Annotated in this window: 13 protein-coding genes; 6 read left to right on the forward strand and 7 right to left on the reverse strand. The window is 55.3% G+C overall.

The features are described 5' to 3' along the window. Nucleotides 1-103: 103 nt before the first annotated feature. Nucleotides 104-343: a DUF3077 domain-containing protein gene (locus F3J44_RS14795; RefSeq protein ID WP_255456965.1), complete on the forward strand. Its 240-nt coding sequence runs from the start codon at nucleotides 104-106 to the stop codon at nucleotides 341-343. Nucleotides 344-419: 76 nt separating this feature from the next. On the opposite strand, the gene F3J44_RS14800 is transcribed toward F3J44_RS14795, so the two are convergent. From F3J44_RS14800 to F3J44_RS14810, 3 genes are all read right to left on the reverse strand, one after another. Beyond that, complete coding sequence (locus F3J44_RS14800) at nucleotides 420-1,412, reverse strand: restriction endonuclease (protein ID WP_240158390.1); 993 nt, start codon at nucleotides 1,410-1,412, stop codon at nucleotides 420-422. A gap of 465 nt (nucleotides 1,413-1,877) precedes the next feature. Next, on the reverse strand, nucleotides 1,878-2,114 hold the full coding sequence (locus F3J44_RS14805; protein ID WP_167273654.1) for a helix-turn-helix domain-containing protein: 237 nt from the start codon (nucleotides 2,112-2,114) through the stop codon (nucleotides 1,878-1,880). A 129-nt stretch (nucleotides 2,115-2,243) separates the two neighbouring features. After that, on the reverse strand, nucleotides 2,244-3,143 hold the full coding sequence (locus tag F3J44_RS14810) for a Dam family site-specific DNA-(adenine-N6)-methyltransferase (protein WP_205299902.1): 900 nt from the start codon (nucleotides 3,141-3,143) through the stop codon (nucleotides 2,244-2,246). 67 nt (nucleotides 3,144-3,210) lie between these two features. On the opposite strand from F3J44_RS14810, the gene F3J44_RS30380 reads away from it, so the two are divergent. The 3 genes from F3J44_RS30380 (at nucleotide 3,211) to F3J44_RS14825 (ending at nucleotide 6,040) form a co-directional block, all read left to right on the forward strand. Beyond that, nucleotides 3,211-3,429 (forward strand): helix-turn-helix transcriptional regulator, encoded by a 219-nt coding sequence (locus F3J44_RS30380; protein WP_167273656.1) that lies wholly within the window; start codon nucleotides 3,211-3,213, stop codon nucleotides 3,427-3,429. Next, complete coding sequence (locus F3J44_RS14820) at nucleotides 3,419-4,282, forward strand: hypothetical protein (protein WP_205299903.1); 864 nt, start codon at nucleotides 3,419-3,421, stop codon at nucleotides 4,280-4,282. The genes F3J44_RS30380 and F3J44_RS14820 overlap by 11 nt, the downstream gene beginning before the upstream one ends. An 861-nt stretch (nucleotides 4,283-5,143) precedes the next feature. Then, nucleotides 5,144-6,040 carry an EcsC family protein gene (locus tag F3J44_RS14825; protein ID WP_167273659.1) on the forward strand — a complete coding sequence of 299 codons (897 nt, stop codon included), beginning with the start codon at nucleotides 5,144-5,146 and terminating at the stop codon, nucleotides 6,038-6,040. An 83-nt stretch (nucleotides 6,041-6,123) separates the two neighbouring features. On the opposite strand, the gene F3J44_RS14830 is transcribed toward F3J44_RS14825, so the two are convergent. The 3 genes from F3J44_RS14830 to F3J44_RS14840 form a co-directional block, all read right to left on the reverse strand. Further along, a complete protein-coding gene (locus tag F3J44_RS14830) occupies nucleotides 6,124-7,392 on the reverse strand; it encodes a hypothetical protein (RefSeq protein WP_167273661.1) in 1,269 nt (422 codons plus the stop codon). 60 nt (nucleotides 7,393-7,452) lie between these two features. Next, nucleotides 7,453-8,190: a hypothetical protein gene (locus F3J44_RS14835; protein ID WP_167273664.1), complete on the reverse strand. Its 738-nt coding sequence runs from the start codon at nucleotides 8,188-8,190 to the stop codon at nucleotides 7,453-7,455. 116 nt (nucleotides 8,191-8,306) lie between these two features. After that, nucleotides 8,307-8,561, reverse strand: coding sequence for a hypothetical protein (locus F3J44_RS14840; protein WP_167273667.1), 255 nt, complete (start codon nucleotides 8,559-8,561; stop codon nucleotides 8,307-8,309). Between the two features lie 493 nt (nucleotides 8,562-9,054). Between F3J44_RS14840 and F3J44_RS14845 the strand changes: the two genes are divergently transcribed. Both F3J44_RS14845 and F3J44_RS14850 read left to right on the forward strand, forming a co-directional pair. Next, complete coding sequence (locus tag F3J44_RS14845; protein ID WP_167273670.1) at nucleotides 9,055-9,801, forward strand: hypothetical protein; 747 nt, start codon at nucleotides 9,055-9,057, stop codon at nucleotides 9,799-9,801. A gap of 187 nt (nucleotides 9,802-9,988) precedes the next feature. Continuing rightward, entirely contained in the window at nucleotides 9,989-11,848 is a 1,860-nt protein-coding gene (locus F3J44_RS14850; protein ID WP_167273672.1) for a DEAD/DEAH box helicase, read from the forward strand. Nucleotides 11,849-12,055: 207 nt separating this feature from the next. On the opposite strand, the gene F3J44_RS14855 is transcribed toward F3J44_RS14850, so the two are convergent. After that, a complete protein-coding gene (locus F3J44_RS14855) occupies nucleotides 12,056-14,449 on the reverse strand; it encodes a TonB-dependent siderophore receptor (RefSeq protein WP_167273675.1) in 2,394 nt (797 codons plus the stop codon). Nucleotides 14,450-14,474: the final 25 nt, after the last annotated feature.

Below are 14,474 nucleotides of genomic sequence, written 5' to 3' on the forward strand. Positions count from 1 at the left end.
GTAGAGGTAGACTGTTTCGACTTTGGCGTCGGGTCGCATCATGGTCGGCGGGCTCCGGAAAGAAATCGGGAGCACAGCATCCGGGATCAGTTGAGCGCTTTGAATGTGGGGTTCATGGAGCGCTTACCAACTATTCATCGCCAACCCTGGGATAGACGTGATGGTCGCCAAAGAGCATGCGACGAAAATCATGGACTGCGCACGCTATCTCAACCACACCGGAGTGATGCTGGGTGACCATCGCAAGATCGCAGCTTCCTACCACCTTAACGAGATGGTTCGAGTGCTTGTAAGCGAGATGGAGTTGCAATCATCGACGAACGCGCGTTGTCGCCAGAGCTGAGCGGCAGCTTCGAGGGAGCAAGCGTCAGCAGTGGCCATATCTCCACACTGAATCTGGACATGACGCCATCCGAGCTTTACGCGGGCACGTAAAAGTAGCTCAACGGTACCAACCGCTTAGTCTCAGGATCAGTGGCTGGGTAATGCGCCATCAACGTCCGAGCCAGCTCATCTAGCGTCCACATCGTGAGATGGACATTAGCCCTCTCGCCCTCATACAGCGCTTCTTTGGTAAATCCGCCAGTACTGACATACAGCCCACGATCATCTTTGTGCCTACCGCCCAAAAAGCTACGGATTTCGTTACTCCCCATCCGAGCGCTTCGATGCTTCACCTCCACGACAATACGTGGTGGCTCAAATCCAAAACCATCGGGCGAAGCTATGATGTCTTTACCCCGATCAGCACCAGCTGGCGATACGAGCGTCTTGTATCCCATTGCTCGCAAAATTCCAGCTACTAGCTCCTGCATTTCAGCCCAATCCAGGCTGTTGATTTGGTCTTTGATTCGCTCGAATGCGATCTCTTGAACCCCCTTCAGCGGGTCTTCCAGGGCTTCTGGATCCTCAGTCAAGTCTTTCGGAGTAGCTGAGACGCTTTTCCCAGTAGCGAGGGCCAGCAATTCCTTCTGAGCGTCCTCCGCAACATTGAACACGGTCAACGTAGATCCCAGGCTGTTTCTACTCGCGCCGGTGAGCTTGTCGCGATCAACCTCCTGCGGGTACCAGTCAACAGGCCTGGCTAGAGACATCCCATCATCAGCTAGATCAGGGCGAAGCTGGCAGGCTCCGGTGAAGCGGCCGACCAGATAGGTGCGATTCGCAGGTGAGTAAGTAACGACCGAATCACCGATGCTGATTTCGTTAACGAAACGGAATACCTGTGAGGCGCCTGATACGGCGCTTGCGTCTTTTATCCCTGGCTGCAGCTCTTTATAGGCTTGGATCAATGCCTTGCGGGACACACCTGGCTTGGCTTCGAGCGCTAACTGAGCCCACCCAATTGCTGCGATGTTGCGATCTCTGAAATCGTCATAGAGACGGCCACCGTCACCTCGGATCATCCACATCGCTGGCATGCTGACACTCGTTGTTTTCGTGAATTCGAGGCAAGACTTTACCAATGGTGATCGTCTGTGTGAACGAGAACACGGCATCGCTGCAGAACGTGATTGGAGCTGGGCGGTTCTCTGGTAGCCGAAGCGCTAGCCCCCTTGAATTTCGTAAACCTACATGGCAACTGAATTGGTGAACGTCGCCATTTTTCAGCCCGCTATCAGCTTTCAGCCAAAGCCCTCGTGTAGATGAGAGAAGACTCGAAAGTGCTGGTATTCACAGCACCCAGGTGGCCCGCGCCTTCAAGCTGAGATCACTTCCGCGGTAGTTCTCCCTAAAGGGGATTCATATCCGAAGGTCGCCCGATCACCTTCCCTGCGATGGGAACTCTTGAATCTCATAGGCTTCGTGCGCCACCTACACAGACTGCGCTCTAATAACAGTACCCATGTGTGCCCAGGACGTGATGGTGAACTTATTCAGATCAGACCAAATTCCGTAATTTTCTTTCGAAATGTAGCCCTACTAATACCTAACACTTTCGTTGCTAGGCTCTGATTCTCTCCGCAATGCCGAAACACAAAGCTAAACAGTTCACGCTCAACCTCACCAGTAACAACCTTGTAAATTCCACCATTTGGAATCTCACCATCAAGAATATCCAAATAACTAGTAACAGCTATAACAACCGAATTTCTAAGATTCACATTATGCATAATTAACTCATACCTAAACATTACAAGCTAACAGCAATCCATATTTACCACCCAAAACTTAAATGGAGTGCCATTCATTTGACAATATGCTTATAAAAGGCCCCTAAACAATCAGCCCGAGACACTTTCTTAGTACGTTAACAGCAACCGATCTGTGACTAAGTGACCTTCTAAACTCTTTCCATCCATTTGGAATCGCTTCAGCATTGAACGACCAACATTTATGAACACTTCTTGCTCAAACAATCCTTCAGGCACATCCACATCACATAGTTTCTTTCCGGAAAACTTCGTTCCATCAATACTCAACGCAACATAAACACCACGACGTTTACATTCATCTATTTTTTTGAACAAGCGGCTGAGAGAGAAGGACTGAGCACCATATAAAATTGCTTGGCTATCAACATAAGGCGGATCGCAATAAACCAAATCACCTCGTTTGGCTTTATCCATCGACTCTTCAAAGTCACATAAGAAGAACTCAACACCTTTTGTTCTCTCGCTCCACAAGTCAACCCTTTGAGAAAACTTTTCAGGCGGCATAGGGTTGTGAGCCCCGCAAGGGGTGGACATAAAACCATCTTTTTTCCGGAATCTCACTACCCCGCCGTAGCAGGAGCGAAGTATAAAGACGAGATCAGCACCGTTAGGATTGGAATTATAAGAATCCAGAACCTTCTTATATGCTTCTTTTTTTCCTAATGCAGCAATTAACTCATGTCGATCCTGATACCATTTCTTAAGCGACTCTTTGTCACTGTGTAACGCCGTCCAAATTTCTATAAGCGGGGGAAACACGTCACTTGCTATAGCCTTGGCTGGATTTAAAGTTCCAAGGACACCCCCACTCCCCAAAAACGGTTCGAAATATGTGCCGTAACGTTCAGGAAAATAACTAATAATATCTTCAGCTTGCTTTTGCTTATTTCCTACCCATTTCAGTAGTTGGCTCTTGAACGCTTTGGATTTTAGAGGCAGGGGTTTCAGTTCCTCTGCCTCAAAAAAATCTCGCTGTATTTGCCCCAATTTGCCGCTCCCGCACTGATCAATATTCTGATTTTGAATATCCTACCAGATATTTTATATTCCGTAAATGGCCAAAATTCATAGATATCACTTACTTCTTCGCCAATATCGTCTTGAGAGTGGGATTACTCAAGCGCAACTCGCTGAGCGAATCAATGAAACACAATCGTTTGTCAGTAAATACGAAAGCGGCGAACAGCGATTAGATTTGTATGAGCTAGAAAAAATTTGCGATGCTATTGGAGTACCATTAATGGATTTTATAAGGAAATACCTTGAAAGCTGATATCCGTTTTTTGAGCCAGACTAAAGAGTTTTGGGCCAATGTTCGCACTATTAGCCAGGAAGTCGGTTATACAGACAGAGCCAGCAAAACCATTCTTATACCCAACCGACAGCAACTACACCAAGCTTTCAATAAGCTGGATTTATCATTAGCTCATATTGAAGACTCTCACGGAAATTTTACACAATTTGGCAATGTATTGATCGACTACTTCACTTACCGTTCTGAGATATTGAACAACTTTGTTCGTGGCAATTTGATGAACAAAGTACAAGCGGAAGAAGCCTTCAACCAGCTTTATGACCAACTTCGGCCCAATTGCCCATTGCCGCTGAATAAACAGAAGGCCGAAAAGAAAAATTACGCCTTCCTTACTGGCATGGTTAATATGTTGGTTGAGGCAAATATCGGGGCGCACAGTTGCGACTACGACCCAAGAAGCTTGACCACTGTTACTCACAACCGCATGCCTTTGAGAACACTTTCACGTAGGGTAGACGGCGCATTTCCAGCTGTAATTAATCCCATCGCCATATGGGAAATCAAAGAATATTATTACACAACCACTTTCGGCAGCCGTGTTGCTGACGGTGTGTATGAATCTCTATTAGATGGCATGGAACTCACCGAATTAGAACAAGCAGGGCATCAGCGAGTCCATCACATGTTAGTAGTCGATGACTACTTTACGTGGTGGGAATGCGGCCGATCTTACCTGTGTAGAATCATTGATATGCTGCATATGGGGTATATTGATGAAGTGATTTTTGGCCGAGAAGTTCTCCATCGACTTCCTGTTCTTGTTAGAGAGTGGAGAAAAGAACTTGAAGCACGCCAAGTATTCATGCGCTAATATTTCCCCCGCATAAAACCCTTGCCAGATTGCGCAACACTGTTTACTTGGGGCCGCAAAGTGGCTCTGGCGATTTCAAGTGAACAGTATTCCGCAAAATGCCGGGGTTTTTATTGTCAAATAAAACTCAAAGCGCGACAATGTAATGCACCAAAATAGACCACTTTAAAAAAATGGCAGCTCGATTGAGTACCAATTTCAGTTTATGTAATTAATTATGAAGCTAGCGTATAACGCCAGGACCCTCAAGGCCAAAGCTATCACTTCTTTACGTCAGGGATGCAGGCTTTTATTTGGTTCTTTACGGAGTCCAGGGAAAGGCATAAAAGACTGCCGGTTTGATTGATGATGTTCGTGCGAGCAAACACATCTATAAACCAGCGTTCTTGTATACGATACTAATACGTTCTTGCCCTTTTAGGAGGCATTCTCTGTCATCGTCACCTGAGGATCAAAGCACGATTATCATCATATGATAGCGCCAACCCGTCGGTACGACATTGCTTTTCTTAGATTCAAAAAACCCTCAACTCGGTATTGCTAAGCCGGATGGCATTCCAACTGGCACTCCAACACCAAAATTGAATTGATTCTAGTTACAAAAAACAATCATATACAGAGCCAATACAACTTCCCCCGTGCTCCGATTCCCTTTGCCCCACTCACGCCATCCAAAAATGCTTATCTGCTAGCCCTCCCAAACCACACCGCACACACCGCCACTTCAATCCCTCAAGCCCTCAAGCCCTCAAGCCCTTCATCCCGCCCACATCCCCACATCCCCCCATCACAATCCCAATCACCCAAGGCATAATGGCATTTAGAAATCACTGAAGATTGCCCGCCCACCAAGGACCCCGCATGTCAACCCTGACCAAGTACGAAAAAAACGCCCTCAAAGAAATCCACACCTGGAAGGAGCCCGACAGCAGCTGGTTCGGCCAGGCACTCAAGGTCATCAACCAGCCGCTGGACAAAGCCGGCGAGCTTCTCTTCAACGCACCCGGTGTTGGCCCAGCGATCAGGGGCGCCGTGGAAGGCCTGACCAGCGTATGCCATGACGCCGCCCAGTGGAGCGTACGGCCTGAAGCGATTTTTGAAGAGTTCCGCAATGACGGCCACACCAAAGTCACTACCCATAAAGACATCCACGATCTGGAACTGGAACAAATCGACAAAGTCGTTGGCTTCCTCGGCGCCAAGTACAAAGGCCTCGCCCTGGTAGAAGGCGCAGGCGCAGGCGCCGTGGGCATCGCCGGCCTGGCGGTCGACATCCCCACGTTGATCACCCTTAACCTTCGCGCAATCGGCGAGTATGCGGCCTATTACGGTTTTGACACCTCACGCCAAGAGGAACGGCTGTTCGCTTTCAACGTGCTAGGCCTGGCCTCCTCTCCCACCGACAGCTCCAAGGCGCTCGCCATGGCTCAGCTGATCAAGATCTCCCAGGATGTCGCAAAGAAAGCGACATGGCAGGAGCTGGAGAAAAGCGCCTTCGTGAAAATCATCCAGGAGATTGCCAAAGCGTTGGGTATCCGCCTTACCAAAGCGAAGCTGGCACAAGCAATTCCCGCCTTGGGGGCGGCGGTAGGTGGCGGTTTCAATGCCTACTTCACCATGAAAGTCTGCGATGCCGCCTTCTATCTCTATCGGGAGCGCTTCCTGGCGCAGAAACATGGTGCCGATGTGATCGACGTGACCGTAAAACCTGCCAACGACTACGCCCCGAACTACGCAGAAGCCTCGCAAGCGGTGTGAAGTACTGCCGTTGAACGGATGTAGGCCCGGGCTCGTTCAAGCGCCCGGGTCTGCAGGCGTGGAACGTGGGTCAATGATAAGGCTCATCGCCCATCCGCTCTCACGTCATACCCAATCATGAACAGCGCACGCTCCCAATCCGTCAGGGTGGTTGCAACCCCTCTGCTCGCAACATTGCCTACAGCCTGCCGCAGGATCCTGCTCGAAAGCCGAACGAGCGTAGCCCAGCGCTGGTCTCTATCCGCCGATTGGGTATAAAGCGAAGCGAAACGATAGTCGCCCACAGACGGGTTGCGCGTTTCCTCCGGATTGGCGGCTGTCTTGATGTTAGGCCCCCAGCGAAATGCCAGGGCTGCCGGTACAGCTGTACGTTGGTTAGCGCTCAACCAGCTGCGCGCCAGCAATCCCAGAGCTGCGCCCACACGGCCGTCATACATGATGATGCTGCCAGGGTCTGCCGCTGTATAAACCTTGGTCATGGCCGAGTTCATCAACAAGTCATCGCCATCGAACGCAGTTAAAGCTCCGTCTCCCTGTGCCTTGAGAAGGCTCACGGCTCGGCGAATCGAATCACACAATGTGCCAGCGTCTGCCTGCGCGCACACCCACAGCAGCGATGGGTCGCTTGGCTTGCGGGCGACGCCGCCCCAACGGAAAATTTTCTTGCAACTGCTCAAGGCCAGCGAATCATCATTGTCATCGAGCGCCTTGCGCAGCGTTATCGACAAGCTGGCAAAGTCATTCGGCGGGTCCAACTCTGGCCAGGCATAGTGCTGCGCCGCCTGCGAGAGGTTTGAACACCACCAGGCGTCGTCATTTGCCCGTGCACGCCAGGCACTCCATACGCGGTGCCGGCTAATGCCATAACGGTGCGCGAAGCCAGGCTCTGCGCCATCCCACAGGCTGCTCAAGTGGCAGGCAAAGGCCTGTTGGTCCTCTGTCAGCCCAGCATGCGTATCGGTTAGCCATACCGTTGACGGTTTACCCTCACCGATGGCTGCAATGCCGAAATGCGCCAGGATGGGGAGGATGTAGGTGATGTTCCGCGCGCCGTAAGTCCCGGATGGCATCCGCCGTGATGCCAGGCACAACGGGCCCGCTTTAGCAGGCTCATTATCGGCGCCGATCACGCATGGGTGGCCTGCGTAATGGCCGTTTGCATGGAGATGATTCAGTGCAGCCTCGAAGGAAGCCCTGGAAATCGACAACTGACTTTTGCCGAAGGCCACCTTGAGCTGCTCATGCCCTACCTTGACGACCTGAAAGGCCGAGCGGCCTGAAGGTGTGCGCAGCGTGCCTAATGTGCTTATCAACGGCCAGAGTGTCGAGATGGCGGTGGGTGTCGTTTGCATCATCAAACCCTTGTTCCAATTACAGGCTCAATCATGAGCAACCTGACTGCAGTTCAGCCTTCACTTACGCAACAGCTCATGCCGAAAACGCGCCTCCAGCGATGGAATTTCCAGCAGCACGTCTTCATCCTCGTAAACATCATACGAACGCACCATGTCGATATCCCCTGCCATGAACGCTTCATCGAACGGCGCATCCTCGTCGATCTCTTCGTACAGTGCGGAGGTATACCCCTTGATCCAAAGCTTGCGCTTGTCTGCACTGACGACGTAACCCGAGGTGGATTCAGTACCTGCCAGCCGATCAGGCATCGCAGTTCCCTTGCGTGCCAGCCCGGTAATGGCAATCACCAAGTGCGCCAGCTCATCCATGTCTGGGCAAACGGACTCATGGAAGGCCGGCCAAAACTCACGGTCGCCGTCCGAAGCCCGCCACCCTTTGATGTCGTTGACCTCGCTCAGGTCCTCATACGGGTGCGAATGGAACGTGCCGATAAGCTCAAGCTGCGGCCAATACTCACCGAAGAAATCGCGCTTCATCGCGATGGACTCGAAATCAGGCCGCACCCAGTCGGTGTGCCTCAGTGCCGAAGTCTCGACAGTGGCTACCACCGCGACCAAGCGGGCTGGCACACCTTCGCGTACAGGCAACGCATAGCCCCAGAGCAAGCCGAAGGTTTCCAGCTTCTTGTTGCTTCGGCTCCGCGCATGGGCTCGGTGAGACACCTCATAGGCCTCAATGGCAGAGGTGAGTAATTGAGGCAGAACGTGATCCTCAATGATGATCTGTGTGCGCATTTCATCTTCCTTGGATTGTGCAGACGGCTGCCATGGTCTTTGTGGGTTCAATGACAGTAGTGGCAAATTGCCGCAATCATAACCTTTTCACCAGCTCGCACACCGAGCAAATGGCCTCAATGTGCTTTCACCTGCTCGGCGAATTTGCTCAGCGAATGCTGCAGCTCCCGCACCCGCTTGCGCTCGGCATTCAAACTGCGCTTGAGCTCACGGTTCTCACTTTCGAAAATCCGCGCCCAGCGCAGCGCCTCGCGGCACCGGCTGAGCCCAGCCCACAAGTCCCGCAGCTTGATGTACTGCATCAGCAACACCACCAGAATGACCGTGATCATTCCCATGGCGCCCGCTGCAACCCATTCATAGATACCCATGTGTGTCTCCTTCCAGGTAAGTCAAAGTGCCTTCATGCCAGACAGAAGATATGTCGTCTAACACGACAGGTCTACAGTGTAGACCCATACAGGTAAAGAAATGGCACACATGGGGGGGCTCATCAAATGCGAACAGTTCTTCGCCCAGGTCCTCTGGGAAATGGCAGTTCGCTCTCGACTGATCGAAGCAGTTTTCTGCAGGAAAGGCCGTCTGGCCACGGGGCAGCTGATGCAGGGCTTTGGAATCAGTCACTGGTAGGCCGCGAAAAACATCAATACCGACATTGGCGCGCATGCGTCTAAAAACTTTACACATGCAAAGCAGCTATAGGGTCCGACGTTGGTTATCGAATGAGCGACCTAAAAAGGGGTTTCCGCTGCGCTGCTATCAGGATGGCCATTAGCCATAGCACCGTGTTTAGACCTTGGCTAAAGTAGCGCCCTTCGCAAATTGGCAGCATGCCACGCCGCGCCACCTATCAAGGACGCCCCAATGACCACCAGCGGAACCCTAACCTTCGCCATCATGATGCTCCTCGGCGCCATCAGTTTCCTGATGCCCCCCGACGGCGCTGTCCTGGCGGTCGCCCTGGCCTGCCTGTTCTCCTTCGCCTACTTCGTCTACTACATCATCTACCGCGACCTGCACCACGACATCATCGGCGGTGTGCTGTTGGCGCTTCTGGTCATGGCCCTGGTCGCCATTCCCGTCATTGGCTGGCTGATTCTGCTGGCCTTCGTGTTCTACAACATCGCCAAGGCGTTGGAAGGGTTGAAGGCCCTGACGCCAGACATCATCACCAGCTTCGGCATCTATGGCCTCCTGTGCGCGCACAGCTTCCTTAACCTGAAGGAAGCGGCAGCAGTGATCGCCTTCGCCGCTGTCTACACCGTGGCTGCCCTCGCCTACTGCCGGCAGCTCAACCGGCTGCCGCTGCGCGAAGCGTTGTTCAAGCTGAGCGTGATGTGGCTGGCGATTCCTTTTGCGGTGCTGATGGTGATTTCGATCTTCTCCAGCCTGGCGAATTTGTTTAAGGCGGTGAGCTCCACGATTACTCGCACAGTGATCACGCCGCAGGCGGTTTCTGCCCATGTGCGTGGGGGTGTGGAGGTTGCGGCCTATACGCGCAATGTCACCAGCACGGTGACGTCGACGGTGACCAACTATGTGCCGGGGTCGGGGGCGCTGACTTCAGCGGTTACCAAGGAAGTGGCACAGGCGGCCAAGACGCGGGACTGAGTTTTCGGTTGGGGGCGGATAATCAGCGCCGAGCCAATGAGCAAAAGCGCACGAACAATGGGTTAGCGACCGCCCCCCCAAACGCCCCTAGGGGAACGATTAAATGGCCCATAGCCACCATTCCATTTGCATCACACGCCATTAAATCCTACCGTGGCGCGTCGTTATGGATATGGACAATAAGGATATGGCCCTACACTTCCCCGCCCTCGGCGCGTGCCGCTTCGACTCCCAAGGTGAAAGACGCCTGGCCGAGCGCTTCGAGAAAAAACTCTCCGATGACTGGCTGTGCTGGTTCAACGTGCCCGTTGGCCCGAAAGGCCTGCAACCCGATTTCGTGCTCCTGCACCCGAAACAGGGACTTCTGGTGCTGGAGGTCAAAGACTGGAAAGTCACCTCGTTGGTCGAGTTGACGGCCAACGAGGTGAAAAAGTACGAAGACGGCCAGGTACGCACCGTCATCAACCCGTTGGCCCAGGCTCGCAAGAATGCCTTCGAGACAGTGCAGGCACTGGAAAAAGACAGCGCCCTCACACAGGGCCCCGAGGCATACCGGCCAGGCAAACTCATCATGCCGTATAGCTGGGGCGCGGTGCTCACCGAGATCACGCGCAAGGAATTCAATGCCCTTGGGTTGAGTGGTGCACTGGAGGGCAAGCGCGTCATCTGCAAAGACGAGATGTACGAAACCGCTGATAGCACTGAGTTCGAGCAGCGCATTCTCGATATGTTCGCCCACCAGTTTCCGGTGGACCTCACATCGGAACAGATCGATCGGGTGCGTTACCACTTGTTCCCTGAAATCCGCCTGAACCCTGCACGGGCGCAGTTTGGCCTGTTCAGCGAACAGGATGCGCCGGTGCCCAGCCTGCTCAAAGTGATGGACCTGCAGCAGGAGCAACTGGCGCGCTCCATGGGCAATGGCCACCGGGTGATCCACGGCGTCGCGGGCAGCGGTAAAACCATGGTGCTGGTCTACCGCAGCCTGCACCTGGCACGCTCAAGCACCAAGCCGGTGCTTGTGCTGTGCTACAACAAAACCCTCGCCGCCCGTTTGAACCAGGTGCTGCAGCAGCATCGCCCAGACAACAAAGTCACGGCCAAGAGCTTCCATGCCTGGTGCCACAGCCTGCTGATGGATGCGAACCTGCCCATCCCGCAACTCAAAGGCACCAAGTTCATCAAGGCACTGGAAGAAGAGGTGCTGCGGCACATGCAAAGCGGTGCGCTGGCGCCCGAAAAGTATGGCGCCATCCTGATCGACGAAGGCCATGACTTCAAACCCGAATGGTTTCGCCTGGTGGTGCATCAACTCGATCAGCAACGTGAAGACCTGCTGGTGCTGTATGACGATGCCCAAGCCATTTATCGCGGCAAGCCCGCACAGCCGGCGAAGATGGGCTTCAGCTTCGCCAGCGTAGGCATCAAGGCCGCGGGCCGTACCACCGTGTTGCGGATCAACTACCGCAATACCCTGGAGGTGCTGTCCGTGGCACATGCGTTCTCCAGGGAACTGCTCAGCGCCCGCGACGCCGAAGAAGACGCCATTCCCGTACTTGCCCCGCAAAGCGCCGGGCGGCGGGGCGAGATGCCACAGCTGCTGAGCCTCGAGGGGCCAGAGCAAGAGGCGCAATGCCTGGTCGCCCGGCTCAGAGCGGAACATGAAAATGGCCGGGCCTGGGACGACATGGCCGTCCTTTACCGGCGCACCGAGCAGGCTCCCTGGATTGAGGACGCACTCAAGGCAGCACGCATTCCCTACACCACGGCGCGGGTCAGCACGCAACGCAACAAGCTGTATGCGCACAACTCGGTGAAGGTGGTGAGCATGCATTCGAGCAAGGGGTTGGAGTTTGGCTTCGTCGTGATCCCGCGCCTGCATGAAATGCCGGCCCAAGGGGAGGACGAAGTGGATGAGATGCGCTTGCTGTATGTGGCCATGACGCGCGGGGTGGACCGGTTGGTGATGAGCCACCAGGGCGCCTCGGGTTTCACCGAGCGCCTTGGCGAGGCACTGACGCAGGTTCGCGCCGTCCTTTCTATCTGATTTAACAAGCCCGCGCCTACAGGAAGGCGCGTTTTCATCCGGTTACGGTGGGCCCGGTAGGAGCGAGCGCAGCTCGCGATGGGCTGCAAAGCAGCCCCAGCATCTTGTGCGTGGGGCTGAAAATTTGGGGCCGCTGCGCGCCCCATCGCGAGCTGCGCTCGCTCCTACCAGGTTGGCGTAAGCCTGTTGAATCTGGCTGCGCGAAAGTTACCAGCTGTAGCTGAGTTTCGCGGTCACTTCACGGCCTGGGTTGTAGTAGTTCGCTGTGCCGGAACCTACTACATGCTGCTCATCAAACAGGTTGCTGACGTTCAGGGCCAGGTCCGTACCCTTGGCAATCTTGTAGTTCAGCGCCGCATCGAACAACGTAGTGCCGTCGCTTTTCTTGGTATTGGCAGCATCCATGTAGTACCCGCCCACATACCGCGCACCCAAGCCGACGCTTACGTCGGTGGCAGGAATGTCGTAGTAGCTCCACAGCGACGCAGTGTGCTTGGGCGCCACGGTGAATTCCTTGCCCTTGAGCGACGTGCCGTTGTACAGCGAGCCGCGCAGTACCTCGGTTTCCATGTAGGAGTACGCACCGATCAGGCTCAGGTTCGGGGTGATCTGCGCCTTGCCTTCCAGGTCCAGGCCGCGGGCATGGGACTCGCCCACGGTTTGCTGCTCGATAATGCCGCTCGGCAGCACCACGGCGATGGTCACGTTCTGTTGGGTCAGGTCATACACAGCAGCGGAGAACAGTGCGTCCATGCCCAGCGGCGAGTACTTCACGCCCACTTCGTACTGCCGGCCGGTCTGCGGGGTCACGCCTACCTGCGGAGGGGAAACCGATTCCACCATGCTCACGTAGGTGGATACCTCGTCGTTGACGATGTAAGTCAGCGCGCCGCGGTAGGAGGTTTCAGAGAAGTTGTCGCTCTGCTTGGTCGGGCCGCCGACATATTCGGTGCTGGACAGGTCCATGGAGTCGTTGCGCACGCCGGCCGTTGCGATCAGGCGGTCATAGAAAGACAGGTTCTGCTGCAGGAACACCGCCTTGGTGGTCGCGTCGTTCTTCTTGCGGGTATACGGCGTAACGCCACCCGGAACGCCGGTGTACACCGGGTGGGCGATGTCGATGGACGGCGCCAGGCTGTACACCGAACTTTGCTTGGTGGTGGAGTCGAGGTATTCGACGCCCACCAGGGTGCTGCTGTCGACATGCTCGAACTGGGCATCGTACTGCAGCATCAGGTTGCCGTTGAGCTGGTCGGCATCGCTGTCGGTGCCGAACACGTAGCGCGGGATGACGGTGCCCACGCGCGAGGCGCTGTCGCTCAGGTAGACGTAGCCGAAGTCGTCGCTCAGCTCGCTGTAGCGCAGGTTGCCGCGCAGCACGAAGCCGTTGTCGAAGTCGTGGGTGATGTTGCCGCTGAGGCTGGTGCGCTCTACATCATGGAAGTTGTAGCTGGGCTCGCCGAAGAAGTCGCTGCGGTCGTATTCCTTGTCCAGCGGGTAGCCGCCGCTGTTGGGCGAGCTGTTGGTCTTCAGGTAGTCGAGGATCACCGTGGCCGAGGTGTAGTCGGTCGGTGCCCAGGTCAGGCCGCCCATCACGAAGCGGTTATCGTCCTGGGAGTGGTCGTACTCGCGGTCGCTGTTCTGCATCTTGGCGGTGAAGCGGCCGGCCAGGGTTTGCTCGTCGTTCAGCGAATCGCCCACGTCGATGCCGGTTTCGGCATGGTTGTAGGAGCCGTAGGTGACGTAGCCCTGGCCGAATTTTTCGAAGCGCGGCTGCTTGGTCACGAAGTTCACCGAGCCCCCCGGGTCGGCCGGGCCGAACAGGGTGGAGTTGGCGCCGCGCAGAATTTCGATGCGCTCGTAGGCATACGGGTCTTCGCGCACGCCACGCATCGAGCTCAGGGTCAGGCCGTCGCGGTAGGTGGTGGCCTGGAAGCCGCGGATCTGGAAGTAGTCGTTACGGTCGTCCGAGCCATAGAAGTCGCTGACCACGCCCGGGGTGTACTGCAGCGCCTCTTCGGTGGTGCTGACGCTGCGCTGTTCCATCTCCTTGCGGGTGACCACGGAAACGGACGCCGGCGTGTTACGGATGCTGGTCGCCACCTTGCCGCCCACCCACAGCTCCTGGGCGACCACCGAGTTCAGGTCGTCGTCAGCGCTGGCCTTGACCTTGGCATTGATGATCACCGGTGCAAGCCGGTAGTCCTCGGTCGCCCCCAGCTCCAGTGGGGCTTGGGGCTGGGGCTGCGGCAGCACCAGGTAGGCGCCAGGCCCTTGCTGCTCGGACTGCAAGCCGGTTCCCTGCAACAGCGCTTGCAGCGCGGTCGAGGTGTCCAGCGCGCCCTGTACCCCTGCGGTAGTGCGCCCGGCCACGTTCTGCGCATCGAACGACAGGCTGATCCCGGCCTGGCGTGCAAAGCGGTCGAGCGCCGGCTGCAGTGGGCCGCCTGGGATATTCCATTGCTGGAGTTGGCGGCTTTGGTCGGCACTCGACGGCTGCGCCAGCGACGGCAGCGCGTAGCTGCTGACTACCAGGCCCAGGAAGGCGCCGTGCAAGGCGCGGTTCAAGGGATGGCGCAGTGGAACCGGGGTAGAACTCATTTTCTCGCTCCGTAAAGGGGTCGGC

The organism is Pantoea sp. Tr-811, assembly GCF_011752535.1.
Taxonomy (GTDB): Bacteria; Pseudomonadota; Gammaproteobacteria; order Pseudomonadales; family Pseudomonadaceae; genus Aquipseudomonas.

Excerpts from the sequence above, each read along its gene's own strand:
- F3J44_RS14795 (WP_255456965.1), top strand. The coding sequence starts at position 104 with ATGTGGGGTTCATGGAGCGCTTACCAACTATTCATCGCCAACCCTGGG.
- F3J44_RS14800 (WP_240158390.1), bottom strand. The coding sequence starts at position 1,412 with ATGTGGATGATCCGAGGTGACGGTGGCCGTCTCTATGACGATTTCAGA.
- F3J44_RS14805 (WP_167273654.1), bottom strand. The coding sequence starts at position 2,114 with ATGCATAATGTGAATCTTAGAAATTCGGTTGTTATAGCTGTTACTAGT.
- F3J44_RS30380 (WP_167273656.1), top strand. The coding sequence starts at position 3,211 with ATGGCCAAAATTCATAGATATCACTTACTTCTTCGCCAATATCGTCTT.
- F3J44_RS14825 (WP_167273659.1), top strand. The coding sequence starts at position 5,144 with ATGTCAACCCTGACCAAGTACGAAAAAAACGCCCTCAAAGAAATCCAC.
- F3J44_RS14830 (WP_167273661.1), bottom strand. The coding sequence starts at position 7,392 with ATGCAAACGACACCCACCGCCATCTCGACACTCTGGCCGTTGATAAGC.
- F3J44_RS14835 (WP_167273664.1), bottom strand. The coding sequence starts at position 8,190 with ATGCGCACACAGATCATCATTGAGGATCACGTTCTGCCTCAATTACTC.
- F3J44_RS14840 (WP_167273667.1), bottom strand. The coding sequence starts at position 8,561 with ATGGGTATCTATGAATGGGTTGCAGCGGGCGCCATGGGAATGATCACG.
- F3J44_RS14845 (WP_167273670.1), top strand. The coding sequence starts at position 9,055 with ATGACCACCAGCGGAACCCTAACCTTCGCCATCATGATGCTCCTCGGC.
- F3J44_RS14850 (WP_167273672.1), top strand. The coding sequence starts at position 9,989 with ATGGCCCTACACTTCCCCGCCCTCGGCGCGTGCCGCTTCGACTCCCAA.
- F3J44_RS14855 (WP_167273675.1), bottom strand. The coding sequence starts at position 14,449 with ATGAGTTCTACCCCGGTTCCACTGCGCCATCCCTTGAACCGCGCCTTG.